This window comes from Brevundimonas sp. M20, assembly GCF_006547065.1.
Lineage (GTDB): Bacteria > Pseudomonadota > Alphaproteobacteria > Caulobacterales > Caulobacteraceae > Brevundimonas.
In genome coordinates this window covers 1,917,336-1,937,097 of the sequence record NZ_CP041243.1, presented here as the reverse complement: position 1 = coordinate 1,937,097, position 19,762 = coordinate 1,917,336, and the positions used below count along the sequence as shown (strand labels likewise).

Annotated in this window: 21 protein-coding genes; 12 read left to right on the top strand and 9 right to left on the bottom strand. The window is 67.8% G+C overall.

The genetic code is table 11. From position 1 onward, the window contains the following. Positions 1-59 precede the first annotated feature (59 nt). Positions 60-299, bottom strand: coding sequence for a DUF2164 domain-containing protein (locus tag FKQ52_RS09345; protein WP_141626935.1), 240 nt, complete (start codon positions 297-299; stop codon positions 60-62). Beyond that, positions 296-2,218: an ABC-F family ATP-binding cassette domain-containing protein gene (locus FKQ52_RS09340; protein WP_141626934.1), complete on the bottom strand. Its 1,923-nt coding sequence runs from the start codon at positions 2,216-2,218 to the stop codon at positions 296-298. The genes FKQ52_RS09345 and FKQ52_RS09340 overlap by 4 nt, the downstream gene beginning before the upstream one ends. 142 nt (positions 2,219-2,360) lie before the next feature. On the opposite strand from FKQ52_RS09340, the gene ndk reads away from it, so the two are divergent. Further along, a complete protein-coding gene (gene ndk / locus FKQ52_RS09335) occupies positions 2,361-2,780 on the top strand; it encodes a nucleoside-diphosphate kinase (protein WP_141626933.1) in 420 nt (139 codons plus the stop codon). Positions 2,781-2,859: 79 nt separating this feature from the next. Beyond that, positions 2,860-3,522, top strand: a complete 663-nt coding sequence (locus tag FKQ52_RS09330; protein ID WP_141626932.1) for a YoaK family protein — start codon at positions 2,860-2,862, stop codon at positions 3,520-3,522. Here the strand turns inward: FKQ52_RS09330 and purN are convergent. Beyond that, complete coding sequence (gene purN / locus FKQ52_RS09325; protein WP_141626931.1) at positions 3,519-4,115, bottom strand: phosphoribosylglycinamide formyltransferase; 597 nt, start codon at positions 4,113-4,115, stop codon at positions 3,519-3,521. The two genes, FKQ52_RS09330 and purN, sit on opposite strands and share 4 nt — an antisense overlap. A gap of 140 nt (positions 4,116-4,255) precedes the next feature. Between purN and FKQ52_RS09320 the strand changes: the two genes are divergently transcribed. Next, positions 4,256-4,741, top strand: coding sequence for a hypothetical protein (locus FKQ52_RS09320; protein ID WP_141626930.1), 486 nt, complete (start codon positions 4,256-4,258; stop codon positions 4,739-4,741). 6 nt (positions 4,742-4,747) lie between these two features. On the opposite strand, the gene purM is transcribed toward FKQ52_RS09320, so the two are convergent. Continuing rightward, positions 4,748-5,785 carry a phosphoribosylformylglycinamidine cyclo-ligase gene (gene purM / locus FKQ52_RS09315; protein WP_141626929.1) on the bottom strand — a complete coding sequence of 346 codons (1,038 nt, stop codon included), beginning with the start codon at positions 5,783-5,785 and terminating at the stop codon, positions 4,748-4,750. Positions 5,786-5,865: 80 nt separating this feature from the next. Here purM and rnd point away from each other — a divergent pair, with 80 nt between their 5' ends. Continuing rightward, complete coding sequence (gene rnd / locus FKQ52_RS09310; protein ID WP_141626928.1) at positions 5,866-7,014, top strand: ribonuclease D; 1,149 nt, start codon at positions 5,866-5,868, stop codon at positions 7,012-7,014. 41 nt (positions 7,015-7,055) lie between these two features. On the opposite strand, the gene FKQ52_RS09305 is transcribed toward rnd, so the two are convergent. Together FKQ52_RS09305 and FKQ52_RS09300 are read right to left on the bottom strand one after the other, a co-directional pair. Next, positions 7,056-7,631 (bottom strand): phosphohydrolase, encoded by a 576-nt coding sequence (locus tag FKQ52_RS09305; RefSeq protein WP_141626927.1) that lies wholly within the window; start codon positions 7,629-7,631, stop codon positions 7,056-7,058. 2 nt (positions 7,632-7,633) lie between these two features. Continuing rightward, positions 7,634-8,095, bottom strand: coding sequence for a peptidylprolyl isomerase (locus tag FKQ52_RS09300; RefSeq protein WP_141626926.1), 462 nt, complete (start codon positions 8,093-8,095; stop codon positions 7,634-7,636). 66 nt (positions 8,096-8,161) lie between these two features. Here FKQ52_RS09300 and FKQ52_RS09295 point away from each other — a divergent pair, with 66 nt between their 5' ends. Both FKQ52_RS09295 and FKQ52_RS09290 read left to right on the top strand, forming a co-directional pair. Then, the gene (locus tag FKQ52_RS09295; protein WP_141626925.1) at positions 8,162-8,872 is read left to right on the top strand and encodes an RlmE family RNA methyltransferase; all 711 of its coding nucleotides are present in this window, start codon (positions 8,162-8,164) and stop codon (positions 8,870-8,872) included. Next, positions 8,869-9,870 carry a hypothetical protein gene (locus FKQ52_RS09290; RefSeq protein ID WP_141626924.1) on the top strand — a complete coding sequence of 334 codons (1,002 nt, stop codon included), beginning with the start codon at positions 8,869-8,871 and terminating at the stop codon, positions 9,868-9,870. Before FKQ52_RS09295 ends, FKQ52_RS09290 begins: the two co-directional genes overlap by 4 nt. A gap of 8 nt (positions 9,871-9,878) precedes the next feature. Here FKQ52_RS09290 and FKQ52_RS09285 read toward each other — a convergent pair whose 3' ends face one another. Then, positions 9,879-10,442, bottom strand: coding sequence for a DUF2061 domain-containing protein (locus FKQ52_RS09285; RefSeq protein WP_141626923.1), 564 nt, complete (start codon positions 10,440-10,442; stop codon positions 9,879-9,881). A gap of 128 nt (positions 10,443-10,570) precedes the next feature. Here FKQ52_RS09285 and guaB point away from each other — a divergent pair, with 128 nt between their 5' ends. From guaB to guaA, 5 genes are read left to right on the top strand one after another with little or no spacing between them, the layout of a single operon-like run. Then, a complete protein-coding gene (gene guaB / locus FKQ52_RS09280) occupies positions 10,571-12,028 on the top strand; it encodes an IMP dehydrogenase (RefSeq protein WP_141626922.1) in 1,458 nt (485 codons plus the stop codon). Between the two features lie 17 nt (positions 12,029-12,045). Continuing rightward, a complete protein-coding gene (locus FKQ52_RS09275; protein WP_240811607.1) occupies positions 12,046-12,444 on the top strand; it encodes an MAPEG family protein in 399 nt (132 codons plus the stop codon). A gap of 10 nt (positions 12,445-12,454) precedes the next feature. Then, positions 12,455-13,759 carry an RsmB/NOP family class I SAM-dependent RNA methyltransferase gene (locus FKQ52_RS09270; protein ID WP_141626921.1) on the top strand — a complete coding sequence of 435 codons (1,305 nt, stop codon included), beginning with the start codon at positions 12,455-12,457 and terminating at the stop codon, positions 13,757-13,759. Then, complete coding sequence (locus FKQ52_RS09265) at positions 13,756-14,466, top strand: 5'-methylthioadenosine/S-adenosylhomocysteine nucleosidase (RefSeq protein ID WP_240811606.1); 711 nt, start codon at positions 13,756-13,758, stop codon at positions 14,464-14,466. Before FKQ52_RS09270 ends, FKQ52_RS09265 begins: the two co-directional genes overlap by 4 nt. After that, positions 14,463-16,022: a glutamine-hydrolyzing GMP synthase gene (gene guaA, locus FKQ52_RS09260; RefSeq protein ID WP_141626920.1), complete on the top strand. Its 1,560-nt coding sequence runs from the start codon at positions 14,463-14,465 to the stop codon at positions 16,020-16,022. Before FKQ52_RS09265 ends, guaA begins: the two co-directional genes overlap by 4 nt. A gap of 74 nt (positions 16,023-16,096) precedes the next feature. On the opposite strand, the gene FKQ52_RS09255 is transcribed toward guaA, so the two are convergent. After that, entirely contained in the window at positions 16,097-17,191 is a 1,095-nt protein-coding gene (locus FKQ52_RS09255; protein ID WP_141626919.1) for a glycoside hydrolase family 5 protein, read from the bottom strand. A gap of 86 nt (positions 17,192-17,277) precedes the next feature. Next, entirely contained in the window at positions 17,278-18,492 is a 1,215-nt protein-coding gene (locus FKQ52_RS09250) for an MFS transporter (RefSeq protein WP_168196822.1), read from the bottom strand. A gap of 134 nt (positions 18,493-18,626) precedes the next feature. On the opposite strand from FKQ52_RS09250, the gene FKQ52_RS09245 reads away from it, so the two are divergent. After that, the gene (locus FKQ52_RS09245; protein ID WP_141626917.1) at positions 18,627-19,667 is read left to right on the top strand and encodes a LacI family DNA-binding transcriptional regulator; all 1,041 of its coding nucleotides are present in this window, start codon (positions 18,627-18,629) and stop codon (positions 19,665-19,667) included. Positions 19,668-19,762 lie beyond the last annotated feature (95 nt).

The following is a 19,762-nucleotide window of genomic DNA, read 5'->3' as shown; positions in this document are numbered from 1 at the left end:
GGATTCGCGTTCGCTGAACATAACAGTCTTCTCCCCATCGGAGATGGGTAGGGAAAGGTCTAGCCGCGCTCCAGCCCGGCGATGGCTTCGGCGATGTCGTCGGCCTTCTTCTTTACGATGGCCTGCGCGTCATAGAGGGCGCGGTTGTAGAAGAAGGGGCCGATTTCGCGGGCGAGGAAGTCGACCAGCATTTCAGCCGGGAGGTCGCGCAAGTCGACGTCGAACTCGTCCCGGAAATAGGGACGCAGTTTCGCGGCGATGGCGGTGATCTCCTCGCGGCTGAACCTGATGGGTGTCATGCGGTGGCCTCGGCCAGGGCTTCCTCGGCCTCAATCCATGCGGCCTCGGCGGCGTCGAGGTCGGCCTGGGTTTTGGCGCGGGAGCGGCTGAGGCCTTCGAGCTTCTTCGGATCGTTGGCGGCGGCGTTGGCGAGGTCGTCGTCGAGGCGCGAGAGGTCGGCGGCGAGCTGGGTCATGCGCTCCTCGGCCTTTTTCACCGCGTGACGCAGGGTGGACGGCGACGGTCCGCCTTTCTTTTGGCCCCTATCGCTCGCGGCGCGGCCGCTCGCTGCTTGAGGGGCGGAGGTGCTTGCGGCCGGCGCGGCTTCGGCCACCGGCTCATGCTTGACCTGTGACGGCTTCATCCCGGCCTGTTTGGCGCGGTCCAGGACAAATTTGGCGTAGTCGTCCATGTCGCCCTCGAACGGGGTCACCGTGCCGTCGGCGGCGAGCCACAGGCGGTCGGCGACCAGCTCCATCAGCGAGCGGTCGTGGGTGATGAGAATGACGGCGCCGGTGTACTCGTTCAGTGCGTCGAGCAGGGCCCGGCGGCTGTCGATGTCGAGGTGGTTGGTCGGTTCGTCGAGGATCAGGATGTGGGGCGAGTCCATCGCCACCAGATTGAGCAGCAGGCGGGCGCGCTCGCCGCCCGACAGGCTGGCGACCGTGGTTTCCTGCTTCTGGAAGGGCAGGCCGAACTGGGCCAGCTTCGACCGGCGGCTGGATTCGGAAGCTTCCGGCATGGCCCGGCGGATGATCTCCAGCGGCGTGTCGGTCGGGTCCATGGCCTCGATCTGGTGCTGGTGGAACCAGCCCACGCGCATCTTGCCGTCGCGGTGGAACTCGCCGGTCTCGACCGTCAGTGCTTTCGCGATGAGTTTGGCGAAGGTCGACTTGCCCGCGCCGTTGACGCCCAGCAGGCCGATCCGGTCGTCCAGGTCCATGCGCAGGTTGAGGTTCTTCAGGATCGGCTTGCCGGGCTCATAGCCCACATTGGCCCGCTCCAGCCGGATCAGCGGCGGGGGCAGGGGGCGTTCGGGCGACGGCAGGACGAAGGGGGCGACGCGCTCCTCTGGCGGCAGCTCGATCCGCTCCATCTTTTCCAGCTTCTTGACGCGCGACTGGGCCTGGGTGGCCTTGGAAGCCTTGGCCTTGAAGCGGTCGATGAATTTCTGAAGGTGGGCGCGCTCGGCCTCCTGCTTGGACTGGGTCGCGGCCATCAGGCGCAGCTTCTCGGCCCGGGTCTTTTCGAAGGTGTCGTAGTTGCCGGTGTAGAGGTCCAGCTTGCGGTTCGACAGGTGCAGGATGTGGGTGCAGACCTCGTTCAGCATCTCGCGGTCGTGCGAGATGATCAGCGCCGTCGCCGGATATTTCTTCAGGCGGGCCTCAAGCCACAGGGCGCCTTCCAGATCGAGATAGTTGGTCGGTTCGTCGAGCAGCAGCATGTCCGGCTCGGCGAACAGGGCCGCAGCCAGAGCGACGCGCATCCGCCACCCGCCCGAGAAATGGGCCATGGGGCGATGGATGTCTTCCTGCGAGAAGCCGAGGCCGACGAGGATTTCGGAGGCCCTGGCCGGGGCGGCGTCGGCGTCGATCTCGATCAGACGACCCCAGATTTCGCCCATTTCCTCGGGCTCGGCGGTTTCGAGGCGGGTCAGCAGCTCGTGGCGTTCGACGTCGGCCTCGAGAATCGTCTCCAGCACGGAAACGGGCGTGGCCGGGTGCTCCTGATCGACCGAGCCGATACGGGCGGTCTTGGGCAGGCTGACTTCATCGCCGCCCGCGACCAGTTCACCGAGGATGACCTTGAACAGGGTCGACTTGCCGATGCCGTTGCGGCCGACCAGGCCGACCTTGGCGCCGGGCGGCAGGCTGACGGAGGCGTCGTCGAGGAACGAACGGCCCCAGGCGTTGAGGGTCAGGCGATTGATCTGCAGCATAGTCCAGAACTCGGGCGCGCCCCCGACGCCGAACGACCGGGGATCGGTCAGCGATAGAGGCAAAATTGTGAGGCGGTTGGAAACCGGGGAGCGCGCGTCTATAAGCCCGCGACCTTCAATCTCCCAAACCAGAAGTCATCCCATGACCGAACGTACCTTCTCGATCATCAAGCCGGACGCCACCCGCCGCAACCTGACCGGCGCGATCAACGCCGTGATCGAAGGCGCCGGCCTGCGCATCGTCGCCCAGCGTCGCGTCAAGCTGTCGACCGATCAGGCCAAGAAATTCTACGAAGTGCACGCCGAGCGCCCGTTCTACGGCGAGCTGGTCGAGCAAATGACCGCCGAGCCGGTCGTCGTTCAGGTGCTGGAAGGCCCGAACGCCGTCGCCGCCTACCGTGAAGTCATGGGCGCCACCAACCCGGAACAGGCCGCCGAAGGCACCATCCGCAAGCAGTTCGCCCTGTCGATCGGTGAAAACTCGGTCCACGGTTCGGACTCGCAGGAGAACGCCGCCATCGAGATCGCCCAGTTCTTCACCGAAGATCAGATTGTCGGCTGATTTCAGCCCGGCATCTTGAAATGCAGCGGCCGGATCGGAGACGATCCGGCCGTTTTCAATTGGGCCGTTCGGGCACGCCATGAAGCACTACGGCAAAAGGGGCGTGTTGCTGGGGGCAAGCCTTTCGGCGCTGGCGGGCTATGTCGACGCCATCGGCTTCATGACGCTGGGCGGCTTCTTCGTCTCCTTCATGAGCGGGAACTCGACCCGGCTGGGCGTGGGCCTGGCCTCCGGCGATCCGGCGCAGGCGGGCATGGCCCTGATGCTGATCGGGCTGTTCGTGGCGGGCGTGGTGCTGGGGGGCACGGTGGCGCGCCGGTTCGGCGAGGAGCGTCGATCCCTTGTGCTGGCGACCGAGACGCTGTTGCTGATCTCAGGGGCGGCCCTGTGCGGCCTCGGTCGGCCGCACGTCGGCATGGTCTTCGTGGTCATGGCGATGGGGGTGGAGAATGCGGTCTTCCAGCGCGAGGGCGATGTCGGACTGGGCCTGACCTATATGACCGGAACCCTCGTTCGCATGGGGCAGAGGATCGCCACGGCGCTGCATGGCGGCGCGCGGTGGGACTGGCTGCCCTTCCTTTTGCTCTGGCTCGGGCTGGCGACCGGCGGTGCGCTGGGCGCGCTGGCCTTTCTGAAGGCCGGGGTCATGGCGCTGTGGGGCGCGGCCGCCGTGACGGGGCTGCTGACGGTCCTGACGGCCGTGGCGGAACGCGCGGCGCGCCGGGCGGACGGGCGGTCCTAGCAGAGCGCCCGGCAGAAGGCGGTCAGGGCGCGAGGATAGAGTTTGTGTTCGGCGGCCAGCACCCGCGCGGCCAGGCTTTCGGGGGTGTCCATCGGCAGGATCGGCACGAACTCCTGATCCAGGATGGGACCTTCGTCGACGCCCTCGGTGACCAGATGGACGGTGCAGCCGGCCTCGGCGTCCCCGGCCTCAATGGCGCGGGCATGGGTGTCCAGCCCCGGGTATTTGGGAAGCAGGCTGGGATGGATGTTGATCATCCGCGCCGCCCACAGACGCACGAGGAAGGGCGTCAGCAGACGCATGTAGCCGGCCAGCGCAACCACATCGATCGCATGCTCCATCAGGACGGCGTCGATGGCGCGCTCATGCGCCTCGCGGTCCTGACCATGGAGACGGTGATTGACGACGACGGTGGGAACGCCCTGCGCCTCAGCGATGGCGAGCCCGCCCGCGGTGGGGCGGTTGGACAGGACCAGGGCGATCTCGAACGGCGCCCCGGGCTTGCGGGACGCCTCTATCAGGGCGGCCATGTTGGAGCCCGCGCCTGAAATCAGGACGGCGACGCGGGTACGGCGCGGCGGAGATTCGGTCATCGGGCCAGCCTCGGGGAGGGAGGGGAGGAATGCCGCCCCGGCCCGGCCGGGTCAACGGCGGGGCGTTCGCGATCAGGCGCTTGCGTCGCGACGTTCGCTCGGAAACAGTGGCGCCGATTGTTTCGAGGGGAGTTCACCACATGCTTGCCGCCCTGTTCGCCGCCGCCCTGTTCAGCCCGCCGTTGCAGGGTGATGATCTGACGCGGGACGTGCTGGTCAACGTCTGCCTGCCGTTCGTCGGCGGCGAGAAGGACAGGGCGCCGGCCGAGTTCCTGGGCTTCACCGTGGTGAGCGAGGAAGGGCCGGTCGTGGAGATGGAGTCCGGCGACGCGGTGACCCGGAGCGGTGGCGACCGGATCGCGAAATACATGCTTCAACTGGCCGACGACGAAGGCGACGACGATGGCGAAGTCCTGCGGGCGTGCACGCTTCAGGGACGCACCATCGACTTCGCTTCGGCGCGCGGCGCGGTGCGCCGTCCGCTGGAGCAGGCGGGCTTTGTCGCCGAGCCGACGACGTCCGCCAACCGGGCGCTGTGGACCAAGGGCGCCGTGACCGTGTCGGTGCGTCAGGCGGAAGGCCGCGCGACCGTGGTTCGCGTGACCTACACCAGCACCGAGGAGTAGCGGCCTTTAGGCCGCTTCCAGCTGGCCGCAGACGAAGGCGACCTCGCCCGCGTTGAGCAGGGCGGCCAGCACCGGCTCGGCGTTTTCGGGCGATACGATCAGGATGAAGCCGACGCCGCAATTGAAGGTGCGGCGCAGTTCGTGATCCGAAATTCCGCCGACCTGACCCAGCCACTGGAAGACGTGCGGCATCGGCCAGGCGTCCCAGTCGAAGCGGGCCTGAAGGGCCTCGGCGATGCAGCGGGGCGGATTCTCGATCAGGCCGCCGCCGGTGATGTGGGCCGCGCCCTTGACCAGACCGGCCTTCATGATCGGCAGGACGGACTTCACATAGATGCGGGTCGGCTCCATCAGGGCCTGGGCCAGCGAGCGGTCCTTGGCGAAGGGCGCGTCGTCGGCCCACGACAGGCCCGACTTCTCGACCACCTTGCGGATCAGCGAATAGCCGTTGGAGTGCGGACCTGAAGAGCCGATGCCGATGATCAGGTCGCCCGCCTGCTGGCGGTCCAGCCAAGGCAGGGCCTGACCGCGCTCGACGGCGCCGAGCGAGAAGCCCGCGAGGTCATAGTCGCCGCCCTGATACATGCCGGGCATTTCGGCGGTCTCGCCGCCGACGAGGGCGGCTCCGGCCTGACGGCAGCCTTCGGCGATGCCCGCGACGACGCGACGGGCGGCGTCGATTTCAAGCTTGCCGGTGGCGTAATAGTCGAGGAACAGCAGGGGCTCGGCGCCCTGGGCCAGCAGGTCGTTGACGCACATGGCGACCAGATCGACGCCGACGCCGTCGTGGCGGCCGGTTTCGATGGCGATCTTCAGCTTGGTGCCCACGCCGTCCGTGGTGGTGACGATCAGCGGGTCTTCAAAACCGGCGGCCTTGAGGTCGAACAGGGCGCCGAAACCGCCCAGCGAGGGCTCCGAACCCGGGCGCGCCGTGGACTTCGCCAGCGGCTTGATGTGCTCGACCAGCATCTCCCCGGCGTCGATGTCGACCCCCGCATCCGCATAGGTCAGGCCGTTCTTGAGGCTTTCGGGGGTGTCGCTCATCGGTCACGGGCCTGAATCAGTGGGCGGAAATATGTCGCGGCTCTTGCCACAACCGCATTGCGCGGGGCTATAGCATCCGAATGACGCCGATCACCACCACCGAGGCGCTGCGCGAGTTCTGCGCGCGTCTGGCCTCCGAGCCCTTCATCACCGTCGACACCGAATTCATGCGGGAGACGACGTACTGGCCCAAGCTGTGCCTGATTCAGGCCGCCTCGCCGACCGACGCCGCGATCATTGATCCGCTGGCCGAGGGGCTGGATCTGGAGCCCTTCCTTGAGCTGCTGCGCGACGAATCGATTCTGAAGGTCTTCCACGCCGCCCGTCAGGACGTGGAGATTTTCGCCAAGCTGGGCGCCATGCCCAAGCCGATGTTCGACACCCAGGTGGCCGCCATGGCCGCCGGCTTCGGCGATCAGGTCAGCTATGAGGCGCTGGTTCGCCAGATGCTGCGTCAGGAAGTCGACAAGGGCAGCCGCTTCACGGACTGGGCGCGCCGTCCGTTGTCTGAGGCGCAACTGGTCTATGCGCTGGGCGATGTGACCCATCTGGCGGCCCTGTATCCCAAGCTGCGCGACCGACTGCAGAAGGATGGCCGTCTGGATTGGGTGATGGCCGAGATGGGCGACCTGACCGACCCGGCCCTGTACGACACCGACCCGGAGAAGGCGTGGAAGCGCCTGAAGCCGAAGAAGTTCTCGGCCAAATATCTGGCGCCCTTCGTCGCCACCGCCGTCTGGCGTGAGCGGGCGGCGCAGGAGCGGGACCAGCCGCGCGGTCGCATCCTGAAGGACGAGGCCATCGATGAGATCGCGGCGCAGGCGCCGACCGACCCCGACGCCTTCAACCGCCTGCGTTCGGTCCCCAAGGGCTTCGGCGCGTCGCGGCTGGGTCTGGAGCTGATCGCCGAGCTGAAACGCGTGATGGCCGATCCGGAAGCCCATGCGCCCAAGCTGGAGCGCCCGGCGCACAACCAGCCGGCCCCGCCCTCGGTGGTGGAACTGCTGAAGGTGCTGCTGAAGGCCAAGAGCGACAACGCGGGCGTGGCCACCAAGCTGATCGCCAACGTCGCCGATCTGGAGAAGATCGCGCTGGACGACAACGCCAACGTCGAGGCCCTGAAGGGCTGGCGCCGTCAGCTGTTCGGCGAGGACGCACTGAAGCTGAAGCGCGGCGAGATCGCCCTGGTCCTGAACGGACCGCGGGTCGAGGTCGTGGAGATCGAGTAGGGAAGGGGCCGTCCGAAGGGGCGGCCTTTTTCTTTGACGCGTCAGCCCATCAGTTCAGCGATCTCGCGCGCGATGTTCTCACGCGCCTGCGCCTCGTAGCGGTCCGCCCAGACCGGATCGGCGAACAGCGCGGGGCTGTCGAGGAAGCGGGTCATGATGGCCGCGCGGCCTGCCCGGTAGAAGGGCTCGGGCACGTGGGCGTATTCCTCGCGGATGGCGCGGGCGTAGGCGTCATAGCAGGCGGGCTCGGCGCCGAGGATCGACAGGTCGATGGAGACGAGACGGGCGCCCAGCGCGTCGCCGTCGCTGACCGAATGGCCGGCGGTGAGCAGGATCAGCCGTTCGACCTCGGCGACGAAGGCCGGATCGGCGCCGTCGGCGGACAGGCGTTCGCGCGCCAGATCGGCGCTGGCGGCCTCGTTGTCATTTCGGGTGGGGTCGTAGATCGCGTCGTGGAACCAGATCGCGGTCTCCAGCAGGTCGCGCTGGTCGGCGGTGAGGTCGGTTGAGGCCCTGATCTGGGTCAGACAGTCCTCGATATGCGCCATCGCATGATAGCGCCGGTGCGGTTCGCCGTAGCGCGCGATCAGCTCGTCGCGAACCGCACCGGAGATCATGATCAGGCCACCGTGGCCTTGACGATCTTGCCCGGAGCGCGCGGCGGCTCGCCCTTGGGCAGGTTGTCGACGTGCTCCATGCCTTCGATGACATTGCCCCAGACGGTGTACTGGCGGTCCAGGAAGGTGGCGTCATCGAAGACGATGAAGAACTGGCTGTTGGCCGAGTTCGGGTCCGAGGTGCGAGCCATCGACACGGCGCCGCGGACGTGCGGCTCGGCCGAGAATTCCTGCTTCAGGTTCGGCTTCTTGGAGCCCGAGGTGCCGGTGCCGGTCGGATCGCCGCCCTGGGCCATGAAGCCCGGGATCACGCGGTGGAAGACGACGCCGTCATAGAAGCCTTCCGACGCCAGTTCGGTGATCTGCTTGACGTGGTTCGGCGCCAGGTCCGGGCGCAGCTTGATGACCACGTCGCCGCCCGGGGCGTCGCCGTTGTCGAGGGTGAGGGTGAGGGTTTCGGCCATGGGCGCGCTCCTTTGAAATGTCGCGGGGTCATAGCCCGCAAACGCTGTCGCGGCTATGTGGGTGTCATGAGTGAAGACGAAAAGCCCGCCGAACGCCGCAGAATGGTGAAACCGCCCACCGGCGGAACCGCTGCCGGGCGCGGCATGGGCGCCAAGATGAAAACGGCGGACACCAAGTCGATGTCCAGCCAGCAGTGGATCAAGCGCCAGCTGTCGGACAAGTGGTCCGAGAAGGCGCGGGCCGAGGGCTGGCGCTCGCGCGCGGCGTTCAAGCTGATCGAGATCGACGACCGTTTCCGCCTGATCAGGCCGGGCAGCCGGGTGATCGATCTGGGCGCGGCGCCGGGCGGCTGGGTGCAGGTGGCGCTGAAGCGCGGCGCCAGGGCGGTGGTGGGCGTGGACCTGCTGCCGATCGAGCCTGTTCCGGGTGCAGAGCTGATCCAGGCCGACTTCACCCATCCGGGCGTGGATCAACAGATGATGGACCTGCTGGGCGGGCCGCCGGATCTGGTGCTGTCGGACATGGCCCACAACACGGTCGGCCATCGCAAGACGGATCACCTGAAGATCATCGCCCTGATCGAGATCGCCGCCGACTTCGCCATCCGCACCCTGCGGCCGGGCGGGGCCTTCGTGTCAAAGAATTTCCAGGGCGGCGACGCCGGGGGCGTTCTGGCGCGCCTGCGCGAGGAGTTCGAGACGGTGAAATACGTGAAGCCGGAATCGAGCCGCAAGGATAGCGCCGAGGTGTTTCTGGTGGCGCTGAACAAGCGATGAGTGTCGCTGCCCTGGCCCTGATCGGCGCGATGCAGGCCACGGCCCTGCCGCCGGTGCGCGTTCCGGTAGCCGACTTATTGCGACGTACACCCGCCGAGGTCGGCCTCATGACCGGCGCGCCGGGCGAGGTCGTCGAGGCCGACGCCGTGCGCATCCTTGAGGGCGGACGCCGGGTCGATATCTATCCCGCCCAACGCTTCCAGCGCGCCTGGCCCCGGGGCGGGGTGTGTGTGACGGGTTTCCCGGAGGTCCCCCCGCTGGCGGACGAGCCGGACCCCAATCCCCACGCCGAACTGATGCGCCGTAGCCGGGGCTGGTACGTGTTCGAGAACGGGGTGCTGACCGGGGTTTACCCCGAGATGCCGGTTCCGCGCCGCACCGGTCCGGCAAGTCCCGCGACGCGGGACTCGGTCGAAGCCCGGATTCTGGCGCCCCAGCCGCCGTCGCCGATGACGGTGGGGATGGGGCGGCTGCCGCTGTCGGATGGTCTGGGCGTGCTGGAGCGCCTCCCGCCGTCGCCCGCCGATCTGTCGGTGACCAGTCTGTGCATGCAGTTGCCGGAGCAGACGGCTCGGTCCGGCGACATCGGGACCGATATCATCTGGGCCATGGTCGGGCTGACCGTGCTGCCGTTCGTGCCGTTCCAGCGGGCGGAAGAGTCACGGGCGGACCGCGAGGGCGGCGCCCTGCTGGATTCGGTCGAGCCGGGATCGATCCTGCCGGGCGGGGTCGACGCCTTCGTGGGCAGGCGGCGCGGCGTTCGTATCCATCGTGATCCGGTCGATCCCGATTTCGCGGTGATCGCGGTCAAGCTGGGCGACGGATCGGACAATATCGCCGACGTCGGCCTGCTGGGCGTGCGCGGTGATCGGGTGGTATGGGAGGTCCGGCGCGAGGCCGGTCATCTGGGGCTGGCGTCGCTGATGTGCCGCGATACGGAGAACCGGCCGGGCGACCATCGCCGGGGCTGCACGGCATATGGCAATCTGAGGCCCTGAGGGAGCGCTCAGGCCTGGGCCAGTTCCTCGGCCCGCTTGGCCTTGCGGGCTTCGATGGCCGTCCAGATGCGGTCGTGGATGGTGAAGAAGACCGTCTGCACCAGAGGCTCGACCAGACCGATGGTCAGGGCCAGGCCGATGTTCCGCGTCAGGGCGAAGGCGACCAGAACGGCCACCGTGAAGTGCATGGCGCCGTAGGTCATCGACTTCAGCGCGATCTGCTTCAGCGAGCGGGGCAGGGCGTGACTGTGGCCATGGTGGCCGTGGCCGTGATGACCGTGGGCGCGCGTCTGCTCGGCCGGGTCCATGAGGCCAAGGCGGGCGGTGACGGCCTCGGACGCCTCCTCGACGCCGGACAGCATGCGGCGACGTTCGATCCGGTGCCAGACGCGGTCGTGGATCGAATAGGCGATGGTCTGGAAAAAGGGTTCGACCACCCCGACCGCCAGCGCCAGACGCCAGTCGCGCGTGATGGCGAAGGCCACCAGGATGGCGACCAGAAGGTGCATCACGCCATAGCTCGCGATCTTGAGCGCAAGGCGGCGGGCCGTGTTGAACAAGATGCGAACCATTATCGACAGATTGGGGCCAAAGCCTCGCGACGCAAGGCAATTTTTCTTATCCGTCCAATAGCCCGCCTCGGGCCTTGCGGTTCCGCCCCCGGTGCGGTTATACGCGGCCCGCAAAACGGAGACTCCTCATGGAGATACGCGAAGGCTTCACCTTCGATGATGTTTTGCTCGAACCCGGCCCGTCCGAGTTCATGCCGGCGATGGTCGATGTCTCGACCCAGCTGACCCGCGACATCAGACTGAACATCCCGCTGCTGTCGTCCGCCATGGACACGGTGACCGAAAGCCGTCTGGCCATCGCCATGGCCCAGGCCGGCGGTCTGGGCGTGCTGCACCGGAACATGACCATCGAGGAGCAGGCCGATCAGGTCCGCGCCGTGAAGCGCTATGAAAGCGGCATGGTGGTCAATCCGGTGACGGTCGGCCCCGAGACGACGCTCGGCGAGGTTCGCCAGATCGTCGAGCGCAAGAAGATCACCGGCTTCCCGGTCGTCGATCCGAAGACGGGCAGGCTGGTCGGGATGCTGACCCACCGCGACATGCGGTTCGAGAGCGACCTGAACGTCACCGCCGCCTCGCTGATGACCACCGGCGACCTGATCACGGTGCGCGAGGGCGCCAGCCGCGACGAGGCCCGCGAACTGCTGCGGACCCGCAAGATCGAGCGGGTCATCGTGGTGGACGAGGATTATCGGGCCGTCGGCCTGATCACCATGAAGGATATCGAGAAGGCGCAGGCCTTCCCGAACGCCGCCAAGGACGAGCAGGGCCGCCTGCTGGTCGGCGCCGCCTCGACGGTCGGCGATTCCGGCTTCGAGCGGGCGATGGCGCTGGCCGACGCGGGCTGCGACGTGGTGGTGATCGACACCGCCCACGGCCACTCGGCCTCGGTCGCCGCCGTGGTGGAGCGCATCAAGCGCGAGAACAACCGCCTGCAGATCATCGCCGGCAACGTGGCGACCTATGACGCCACCCGCGCTCTGATCGACGCGGGCGCCGACGCCGTGAAGGTCGGCATCGGGCCGGGATCGATCTGCACCACCCGCATCGTCGCGGGCGTGGGCGTGCCCCAACTGACCGCCGTGATGGACTCGGCCCGCGCGGCCAGGGGCACCGGCGCCTCGGTCATCGCCGACGGCGGCATCAAGTATTCGGGCGATCTGGCCAAGGCCATCGCGGCCGGCGCCAACGTGGCCATGATGGGCTCGATGTTCGCGGGCACCGACGAAAGCCCGGGCGAGGTCTTCCTGTATCAGGGCCGGAGCTACAAGTCGTACCGCGGCATGGGTTCGGTCGGCGCCATGGGCGCGGGCTCGGCGGACCGTTACTTCCAGAAGGAAGTGTCGTCCGAGAAGCTGGTGCCGGAGGGCATCGAGGGCCAGACCCCGTACAAGGGGCCGATCAGCCCCGTCCTGCACCAGCTGGTCGGCGGCCTGCGCGCCTCGATGGGCTATGTGGGCGCCGGGACCATTCCGGATTTCCAGGAACGGGCCCGCTTTGTGCGGATCACCGGCGCCGGTCTGCGTGAGAGCCACGTCCATGACGTGATGATCACGCGGGAGGCTCCGAACTATCGTCAGGGCTGAGCAAGGGAGTGCAAGCCATGGATATGACGCCTGAATTCATTCTGTTGGCTTTCACTCTCATTCTGGCGCTCGCCCAGATTCTGGCGGCCGGCATGGCCAGCACGGCGGAACTGGGCGGGAAGTGGAACGCGGGCCCGCGTGATGGCGACGCCCAGCCTTCCGGCAAGCTGGCGGGCCGCCTGAAGCGGGCGCAGAACAACCTGCTGGAGACCCTGCCGTTGTTCATCGGCGCGGTCCTCATGGCGAGCATCGAGGGCAAGTTCGGTTTCCTGACCGCCCTCGGTACGCACCTCTATTTCTTCGGGCGGCTGATCTATGTCCCGCTCTACGCCTTCGGCGTGCCCTATGTTCGTTCGCTGGTCTGGCTGATCGCCACCGGCGGACTGCTGATGGTCATCGCCGCCCTGTTCGTCTGAAAGATCTGAATTGACCCCAGCCGCCCGTCTCGCCGCCGCCGCCTCCATCCTGGACAGCATCGCCCAGGGGCGTCAGCCCGCTGAAACCGTGCTGAAGGCTTGGGGGACGGCCAACCGATATGCCGGGTCCAAGGACCGGCGGGCCATCGCCGACCGGGTCTACAAGGTGCTGCGCGCGCGCGGCCGCCTGGTTTGGGCCATGGGCGGGCGCGAGGACGGCCGGGCGCTGGTGATCGGTAGCCTGAGCCTGATTGACGGCCTGTCGCTGGACGAGATCGAGGCCCTGCACTCGGGCGACGGCTACGGTCCCCGTCCGCTGTCCAAGCAGGAGCGCTCGCGCCTGACCGCCGCCGGCGAAGGCGAACTGCCGGGCTGGGTCGCGTCGGGCCTGCCCGAGTTCGCGGTCGAGGACTTCAAGGCGACCTACGGCGAGCGCTGGGCCGAGGAGGCGCGCGAGCTGATGGCGCCGCGCGCGCCGATCGACCTGCGGGTCAACGGCCTGCTGGCGACGACCGCCGATGTTGAGGCCGAGCTGAAGGAAGCGGGTCTGTCGCCCGAGCCGACGCCGTTCTCGACCTTCGGCCTGCGCCTGCCCAGCGAGCCGCCGCCGAACGTGCAGGCGCTGGAGGCCTTCAAACAGGGCCATGTCGAGATCCAGGACGAAGGCAGCCAGATCGTGTCGTGGCTGGCCGGCGCCAGGCCGGGCGTGACGGTCGTGGACTATTGCGCGGGCGGCGGCGGCAAGACGCTGGCGCTGGCCCAGGCCATGCAGGCGCAAGGCACGCTGGTCGCCTGTGACGTGGTGCAGAAGCGTCTGGACAACATCCGGCCTCGCCTGACCCGCGCGGGCGTGGCGGCGGACCTCTGCCTGCTGGGCCAGAACGGCGGCGGGATCGAGGATCTGAACGGTCAGGCCGATGTGGTCTTCGTCGATGCGCCGTGCAGCGGCTCGGGCACCTGGCGGCGGCGTCCGGAGGACGCGTGGCGTCTGACGACCGAGGAGGTGGAGCGCTTGCATGCGTTGCAGGTCCGCATCCTGTCGCAGGCGTCCCAGCTGGTGAAGCCGGGCGGGCGTCTGGTCTATGTGACCTGTTCGATGCTGAGCCGCGAGAACGAGGCGTCGGTCGCGGCCTTCGAGGCGGCGCATCCGGAGTTCAAGCCGGTGACGGTGGCCTCGGCCCTGTCGGATGCGGCGCTGAACGGCGACGGCGCGGCGACGCTGGCGGCGAAGGCGGACGGGCATCGCCTGCGTCTGTCGCCCGCTTCGACCAACACGGACGGTTTCTTCGTCGCCCTGTACGAGCGCGCTTCGTGAGCGGGGCCTGGCGCATGGAGCGATACGGCGACGTGTCGGTCCTCTGCGTCATGGCGGCCCCGGCGGAGTACGGTGTCCATCTGAAGGCGCGCATCCAGCCGCTGATGACCGGTATCGGTCCGGTCGAGGGCGCAATCGCCCTGACCGCCGAACTGGCGCGGCTGGAGGCGAGGGGAGACCTGCCCGATCTGGTGCTGTCGCTGGGCTCGTGCGGCTCGCCGACGCTGGAGCATGCGGCGGTCTATCAGGCGTCGTCGGTTTCTTATCGAGACATGGACGCCAGCGCGCTCGGCTTCGAGAAGGGCAAGACGCCCTTGCTGGACCTCCCCGCCGTGATGGCCTTGCCGTGCCCGATCCCGGGCGTGCCGACGGCGAGCCTGTCCACCGGCGGGAATGTCGTCTCCGGGGCGGCCTATGACGCCATCGACGCCGATATGGTGGACATGGAGACCTTCGCCCTGTTGCGCGCCTGCCAGACCTTCGGCCTGCCTCTGGTCGCCTTGCGCGGGGTGTCGGATGGACGCGCCGAACTTAAGGCGCTGGAGGACTGGACCTCCACCCTGCACCACGTGGACGAGAACCTGGCGACGGCGCTGGATCGTCTGATCGCCGTGCTGGAGGCCGACGGCCTCGCCGCCCTTGCTATTGCGGTTTCAGACCGCCAAGACCCCGCCCATTCCACGCCCTCCCCGGAATCGCTCGCATGACCCAGCCGACCCACCAGAAAGTTCTCATTGTCGACTTCGGCAGTCAGGTGACCCAGCTGATCGCGCGTCGCCTGCGCGAGGCGAGCGTCTATTGCGAGATCCATCCCTACGCCAAGGCCGAGGCGGCGATGGCGGCCATGAAGCCGGCGGCGATCATCCTGTCTGGCGGGCCCGAGAGCGTGCACGAGGAAGGCAGCCCGCGCGCGCCGCAGGGCGTGTTCGAGGCGGGCGTGCCGGTGCTGGGCATCTGCTACGGCGAGATGACCATGTGCGAGCAATTGGGCGGCAAGGTCGAGGGCGGCCACACCCGCGAGTTCGGACGTGCGGCGATCACCGTCGAGAAGACCTCGCCCCTGCTGGCCGGTCTGGCTCCGGTGGGCGAGGAGGAGGAAGTCTGGATGAGCCATGGCGACAAGATCGTCGCCATCCCCGAAGGCTTTGACGTCGTCGCCTCATCGTCGGGCTCGCCCTATGCGGTGATCGCCGACGAGACGCGCCGCTTCTACGGCGTGCAGTTCCACCCGGAGGTGATGCACACCCCGCGCGGCCACCAGATGCTGAAGAACTTCACCCACGGCATCGCCGGGCTGAAGGGCGACTGGACCATGGCGGCCTATCGCGACGAAAAGATCGCCCAGATCCGCGAACAGGTCGGCGACGCCAGGGTGATCTGCGGCCTGTCGGGCGGCGTGGATTCCTCGGTCGCCGCCGTGCTGATCCACGAAGCCATCGGCGACCAGTTGACCTGCGTGTTCGTGGACACCGGCCTGCTGCGCAAGGACGAGGCCAAGCAGGTCACGACCCTGTTCCGCGAGCATTACAACATTCCGCTGATCCACGTTGATGCGTCGAAGGAATTCCTCGGCGCGCTGGCCGGTCAGTCGGACCCCGAGACCAAGCGCAAGACCATCGGCCGGGTGTTCATCGAAATCTTTGATCGCGAGTCCGCCAGGATCGAGGGCGCCGAGTTCCTGGCGCAGGGCACCCTGTATCCGGACGTGATCGAGAGCGTCTCGTCGTCCAGCGGCAAGGCCCACGTCATCAAGAGCCACCACAATGTCGGCGGCCTGCCGGACTATATGAAGCTGAAGCTGGTCGAGCCGCTGCGGGAACTGTTCAAGGACGAGGTCCGCGCGCTGGGCCGCGAGTTGGGCCTGAGCGACGCCTTCGTGGGCCGTCACCCGTTCCCCGGACCAGGGCTGGCCATCCGCATCCCCGGCGAGATCACCCCGGACGCCGTCGCCACCCTGCAACAGGCCGACGCCATCTATCTGGAAGAAATCCGCAACGCGGGTCTTTACGACGACATCTGGCAGGCCTTCGCCGTGCTGCTGCCGGTCAAGACGGTTGGCGTGATGGGCGACGCGCGCACCTACGAGAAGGTGCTGGCCCTGCGCGCTGTCTCTTCGACCGACGGGATGACCGCCGACTTCTACCCGTTCCCCTGGGATGTGCTGGGCAAGACCGCCACGCGCATCATCAACGAGGTCCGCGGCGTGAACCGCGTCGTCTACGACGTAACCTCCAAGCCGCCGGGGACGATCGAGTGGGAGTGAGTCACGCGCTCCCTGCAAGTCCTCGCTGACGCGGGACGGGGCACCGGCACGGGCGGTCGGCGCCGTGGTCTGACTCAGCCGCAGTTCGGGCCGAAGCGTTCGCCGCCTGTCCAGAGGCAGGCGCCGTCGAGGCAGTCGATCAGGTTGCTGGAGAACGCTCCGGTGTCGTGATCGTAGAGCTGGAACCAGCCGCCATCGTCCCAGACCGCCGTGGGCATCTGGAAGGCGCGCGCGTGGACGACATCAAAACGCGAGTACCAGAGCCTGATGTTGTTGCAGTCCATGGCGGGCAGGGTGCTCTTCCAGCCGACGCCCCATTCGCCGATGAAGACCGGCATGCCCCCGCCGATGGTGGAGGCCCAGGCGGCCATCGTCGCCATCGGATCGGCGATGTTCGCGTCGGTCCATGCGTCGGCATAGTCGCCCTGATTGTCGCCGCTGAAGGTCCAGGGATCGTAGTGGTGGAAGGTCGCCATCAGATAGCGGTCCTGTCCACCGCCAACGGCGGCCAGGTCGGGCCAGGTCAAGGCCATTTCATGCGCGCCGAACCACTGGTTTCCGCCGATCACCACCAGCCGTCGCGGATCGTTCTGGCGGATGCGCGCATAGGCCAGACCGGTTATCGCCCGCAGGGAGGCCGGCGCCATCGCCGTCTTGTCGCTGAGATGGGGCTCGTTCAGGATTTCGAAGATCAGCCGCCCGTCCCGGTCGGCGAACCGGGCGCTGATGTCGGCCCAGAGCGCCGCGAGCACTTCTCCCCGCGCGCCGTCCTTCAAGCGGGTTTCATGGTGGGCGTTGAGGACGACATAAAGTCCGGGACGGGACAGGGCGTAGTCGACGACGGCCTCGAGCTGGGCCAGCCGCGACGAGTCCGGATCGAGGCGGCCGGTGTCAGGATCGGCCAGGGTCGAGCCGTGGACGGACTCCGTCCAGGTCACCGGGATACGCACCACGCGGAAGCCCCGGGCATAATAGGCGTCGATCTTGGGACGGGCGGTCAGGAGCGTCGGCGGATGCTGGCTGCTCTCGAACATCTGTCCGAGATTGAAGCCCTTGCCCATGCCGTCCGCCGCCTCGCGCGCGGTGGGACGCTCCGCCGCCGTCACTGTCGAGAGGGAGGCGAGGCACAGGGCGATCGCCAGCAAGATCTGGCCCAGTGGACGGAACATCGGATGACTCCGGCGGATGGAACGCGGCGCAGGCAATCGTGAGCGGCCGTCGGCGTCAAGACGCGGCGAGAAGAGGTAAGGCAGGATCAACGCACACGACGCACGCCCAGAACGGTCAAGCCGCCTAGTACGGCGATAAGGGCGGCGGCGCCCATAAGGATCGGCCAGCCCTGTCGGTCCGGCCCCAGCGCGACCAGGGCAAGCAGAGGCGCCAGAACCGCCGGAAGGGTGTTGGTCAGGTTCATTACGCCGAGATCCCGCGCGGCGTCACGGCGCGAGGGCAGCACCTGCGCGACCAGGGCCGCGTCCACCGTGCTGTAAATGCCGAATCCCACCCCATACAGGGCGTAGCCGACCAGCGGTCCGGGCCAGTCAGGCCAGATCGCGAACACCGAAAGACCCGCGGCCATCAGGGCCGCGGCCAGAAGAATGAAGGCGCGGCGGCGGTTCAAACGGTCCGAGGCCAGCCCTCCCAGGAAGCCCGCCGCCACGATCAGCACCGTCGACAGGGCGATCAAGCGCGCCAGTCCCGACTCGACGGTCGATCCGGGGAATCGCTCCGCATAGCGGGCGTAGTCCGCCAGATAGTAGAGCATGTAGGCGTTCACGACGCTGGCCGCGATCTGGAGGCAGAAACGCGAGGTCCAGGCGAAGCCGAAGTCGGCGGAAAGCGCGCCGCGGCTCGCGACCGTGCTTTCGGGGGCGGGGCGAACCGGCTCCCGATAAGCCAGCAGGAAGGGCAGAACGCCGGTCAGAACCAGACCGGTCAGCAAGGCCATTCGCAGCACCCCGTCTCCCGGCGCCGTGATCAGGACGCCGCTCACCGCGCCCATGGGAGCGGCCAGTCCGAGAAAGGCCGAGACGCGTCCCTTCTGCCGGTCCGGCACCCGATCCGCCAGGGTGGCGGTCAGGGGCGCGAACATCATGTTGAAGGCCACCTGAAAAGCCACGACGCCGACGATCAGGGCGCCGGGCGACGCCGCGACGGCGATCAGGGCGTAAGCAAGAACGAGCCCGGCCAGTCCGGCGGCGATCCATGGGCGGCGGCGGCCCCAGCGGTGCCGCGTCCGGTCACTCGCCCAGCCCACCGCCATATTGGCCAGGCTGGCGGCGACCGCGCCCCAGAGGGCGACCTGACTGAGCAGGCCGACCTTGTCGGCGGGCGCCAGCACCTCCGCGCGCAACGGCACGAGAAGGCTCAGAAGCGGTACGAAGGCGATAAAGGCGCCGATGTTGGCCCAGGTCAGCAGGGCGATAAAGCTGATGCTGACAGGCGTTTCGGGGTCAGGCCCGGGATCCACGGATGCCCTCATGGGGGCGGACCATGTCGAAAGCCTCGTCCGGATGCGAGGGGAATCTTGCGTGCGCCGAACTCTCCACGGCATATCAGGCGAGTTCGGTCGCGTGTCGCGGCCCCGGGAAGAAGGCCGCCACGATGAGCGCGACGATCTACGATGTCGCCGCCCTTGCCGGGGTGTCCATCAAATCCGTGTCCCGCGTCCTCAACCGTGAACCCAATGTCCGCCCCGCCCTCGCGGCGAAGGTCCGCGCGGCGGTTGAAACCCTCGATTATCGCCCCAATCTGTCGGCGCGGACGCTGGCGGGAGCCTCTTCCTACCTGATCGCCGCCTTCGTCGACGCCGAGCTGACGCTCGAGCACTGGCGTAGCGGTCGGGGCAACGACTATCTGAGCCGTCTGGAGTACGGCGCGCTCGTGGAGTGCCGCCGGGCCGACCACTACCTCATGGTCGAACTGATCGACTACGGCTCGCAGAGTCTGGAGACCCGCCTGTCGTCCCTCCTGCGGGCGCTCCGCCCGGACGGCGTTCTGCTGACGCCGCCGAACTCGGATGATCCCCGGGTGATGGACGTTCTGGAACGCCACGGGACGCCCTTCGTCCGCCTTGGCGCGGAAACCCATCCCGAGCGGGGCATGCGTGTCTTCATGGACGATCGTCAGGCCGCCGGCGACATGACCGACCACCTGATCGCCCTCGGGCACCGGAAGATCGGCTTCGTGTCCGGACCGGCGAGCTACGCCGCCAGCCGTCGGCGTCAGGAGGGATTCGAGACGGCTCTCAGGGCCCGGGGACTGGAGGCACCCGCCCGGCTGATCGTCGAGGGAGACTTCACCTTCGAATCCGGGCGGCGGGCAGGGGAGCAACTGCTCGGTCTCGGTCTGCCGGACAGGCCCACGGCGATCTTCGCCAGCAACGACGACATGGCCCTTGGCGTTCTCAACGCGGCGGTCGCCATGGGGGTACGGATTCCGGAGGATGTGGCCGTGTCCGGGTTCGATGATACGCCCAGCGCCATGTTGAGCACTCCGCCGCTGACCACCATCCGTCAGCCCGTCACCGAGATGGCGGCCGCGGCCACCCGGCTGCTCCTCCCCGGAAGCCGCGGCGCTCCCGGGCAGGCCGAGGAAGTGTCCTATTCCCTTATAGTCCGGCGCTCGTCCCAAGGGACGCCGTGATTTTCGGGCTGAATTTGACAGCGCTGTCAAAACAGGACAGTTTGAGCCAGGGAAACGGGCGCCTCCGGGCGCGGCACGATGGAATCCTGAAGAAC

What these genes read in the sequence shown, in the direction of transcription:
- FKQ52_RS09345 (WP_141626935.1), bottom strand. Translation starts at nt 299, where the DNA reads ATGACACCCATCAGGTTCAGCCGCGAGGAGATCACCGCCATCGCCGCG.
- FKQ52_RS09340 (WP_141626934.1), bottom strand. Translation starts at nt 2,218, where the DNA reads ATGCTGCAGATCAATCGCCTGACCCTCAACGCCTGGGGCCGTTCGTTC.
- ndk (WP_141626933.1), top strand. Translation starts at nt 2,361, where the DNA reads ATGACCGAACGTACCTTCTCGATCATCAAGCCGGACGCCACCCGCCGC.
- FKQ52_RS09330 (WP_141626932.1), top strand. Translation starts at nt 2,860, where the DNA reads ATGAAGCACTACGGCAAAAGGGGCGTGTTGCTGGGGGCAAGCCTTTCG.
- purN (WP_141626931.1), bottom strand. Translation starts at nt 4,115, where the DNA reads ATGACCGAATCTCCGCCGCGCCGTACCCGCGTCGCCGTCCTGATTTCA.
- FKQ52_RS09320 (WP_141626930.1), top strand. Translation starts at nt 4,256, where the DNA reads ATGCTTGCCGCCCTGTTCGCCGCCGCCCTGTTCAGCCCGCCGTTGCAG.
- purM (WP_141626929.1), bottom strand. Translation starts at nt 5,785, where the DNA reads ATGAGCGACACCCCCGAAAGCCTCAAGAACGGCCTGACCTATGCGGAT.
- rnd (WP_141626928.1), top strand. Translation starts at nt 5,866, where the DNA reads ATGACGCCGATCACCACCACCGAGGCGCTGCGCGAGTTCTGCGCGCGT.
- FKQ52_RS09305 (WP_141626927.1), bottom strand. Translation starts at nt 7,631, where the DNA reads ATGATCTCCGGTGCGGTTCGCGACGAGCTGATCGCGCGCTACGGCGAA.
- FKQ52_RS09300 (WP_141626926.1), bottom strand. Translation starts at nt 8,095, where the DNA reads ATGGCCGAAACCCTCACCCTCACCCTCGACAACGGCGACGCCCCGGGC.
- FKQ52_RS09295 (WP_141626925.1), top strand. Translation starts at nt 8,162, where the DNA reads ATGAGTGAAGACGAAAAGCCCGCCGAACGCCGCAGAATGGTGAAACCG.
- FKQ52_RS09290 (WP_141626924.1), top strand. Translation starts at nt 8,869, where the DNA reads ATGAGTGTCGCTGCCCTGGCCCTGATCGGCGCGATGCAGGCCACGGCC.
- FKQ52_RS09285 (WP_141626923.1), bottom strand. Translation starts at nt 10,442, where the DNA reads ATGGTTCGCATCTTGTTCAACACGGCCCGCCGCCTTGCGCTCAAGATC.
- guaB (WP_141626922.1), top strand. Translation starts at nt 10,571, where the DNA reads ATGGAGATACGCGAAGGCTTCACCTTCGATGATGTTTTGCTCGAACCC.
- FKQ52_RS09275 (WP_240811607.1), top strand. Translation starts at nt 12,046, where the DNA reads ATGGATATGACGCCTGAATTCATTCTGTTGGCTTTCACTCTCATTCTG.
- guaA (WP_141626920.1), top strand. Translation starts at nt 14,463, where the DNA reads ATGACCCAGCCGACCCACCAGAAAGTTCTCATTGTCGACTTCGGCAGT.
- FKQ52_RS09255 (WP_141626919.1), bottom strand. Translation starts at nt 17,191, where the DNA reads ATGTTCCGTCCACTGGGCCAGATCTTGCTGGCGATCGCCCTGTGCCTC.
- FKQ52_RS09245 (WP_141626917.1), top strand. Translation starts at nt 18,627, where the DNA reads ATGAGCGCGACGATCTACGATGTCGCCGCCCTTGCCGGGGTGTCCATC.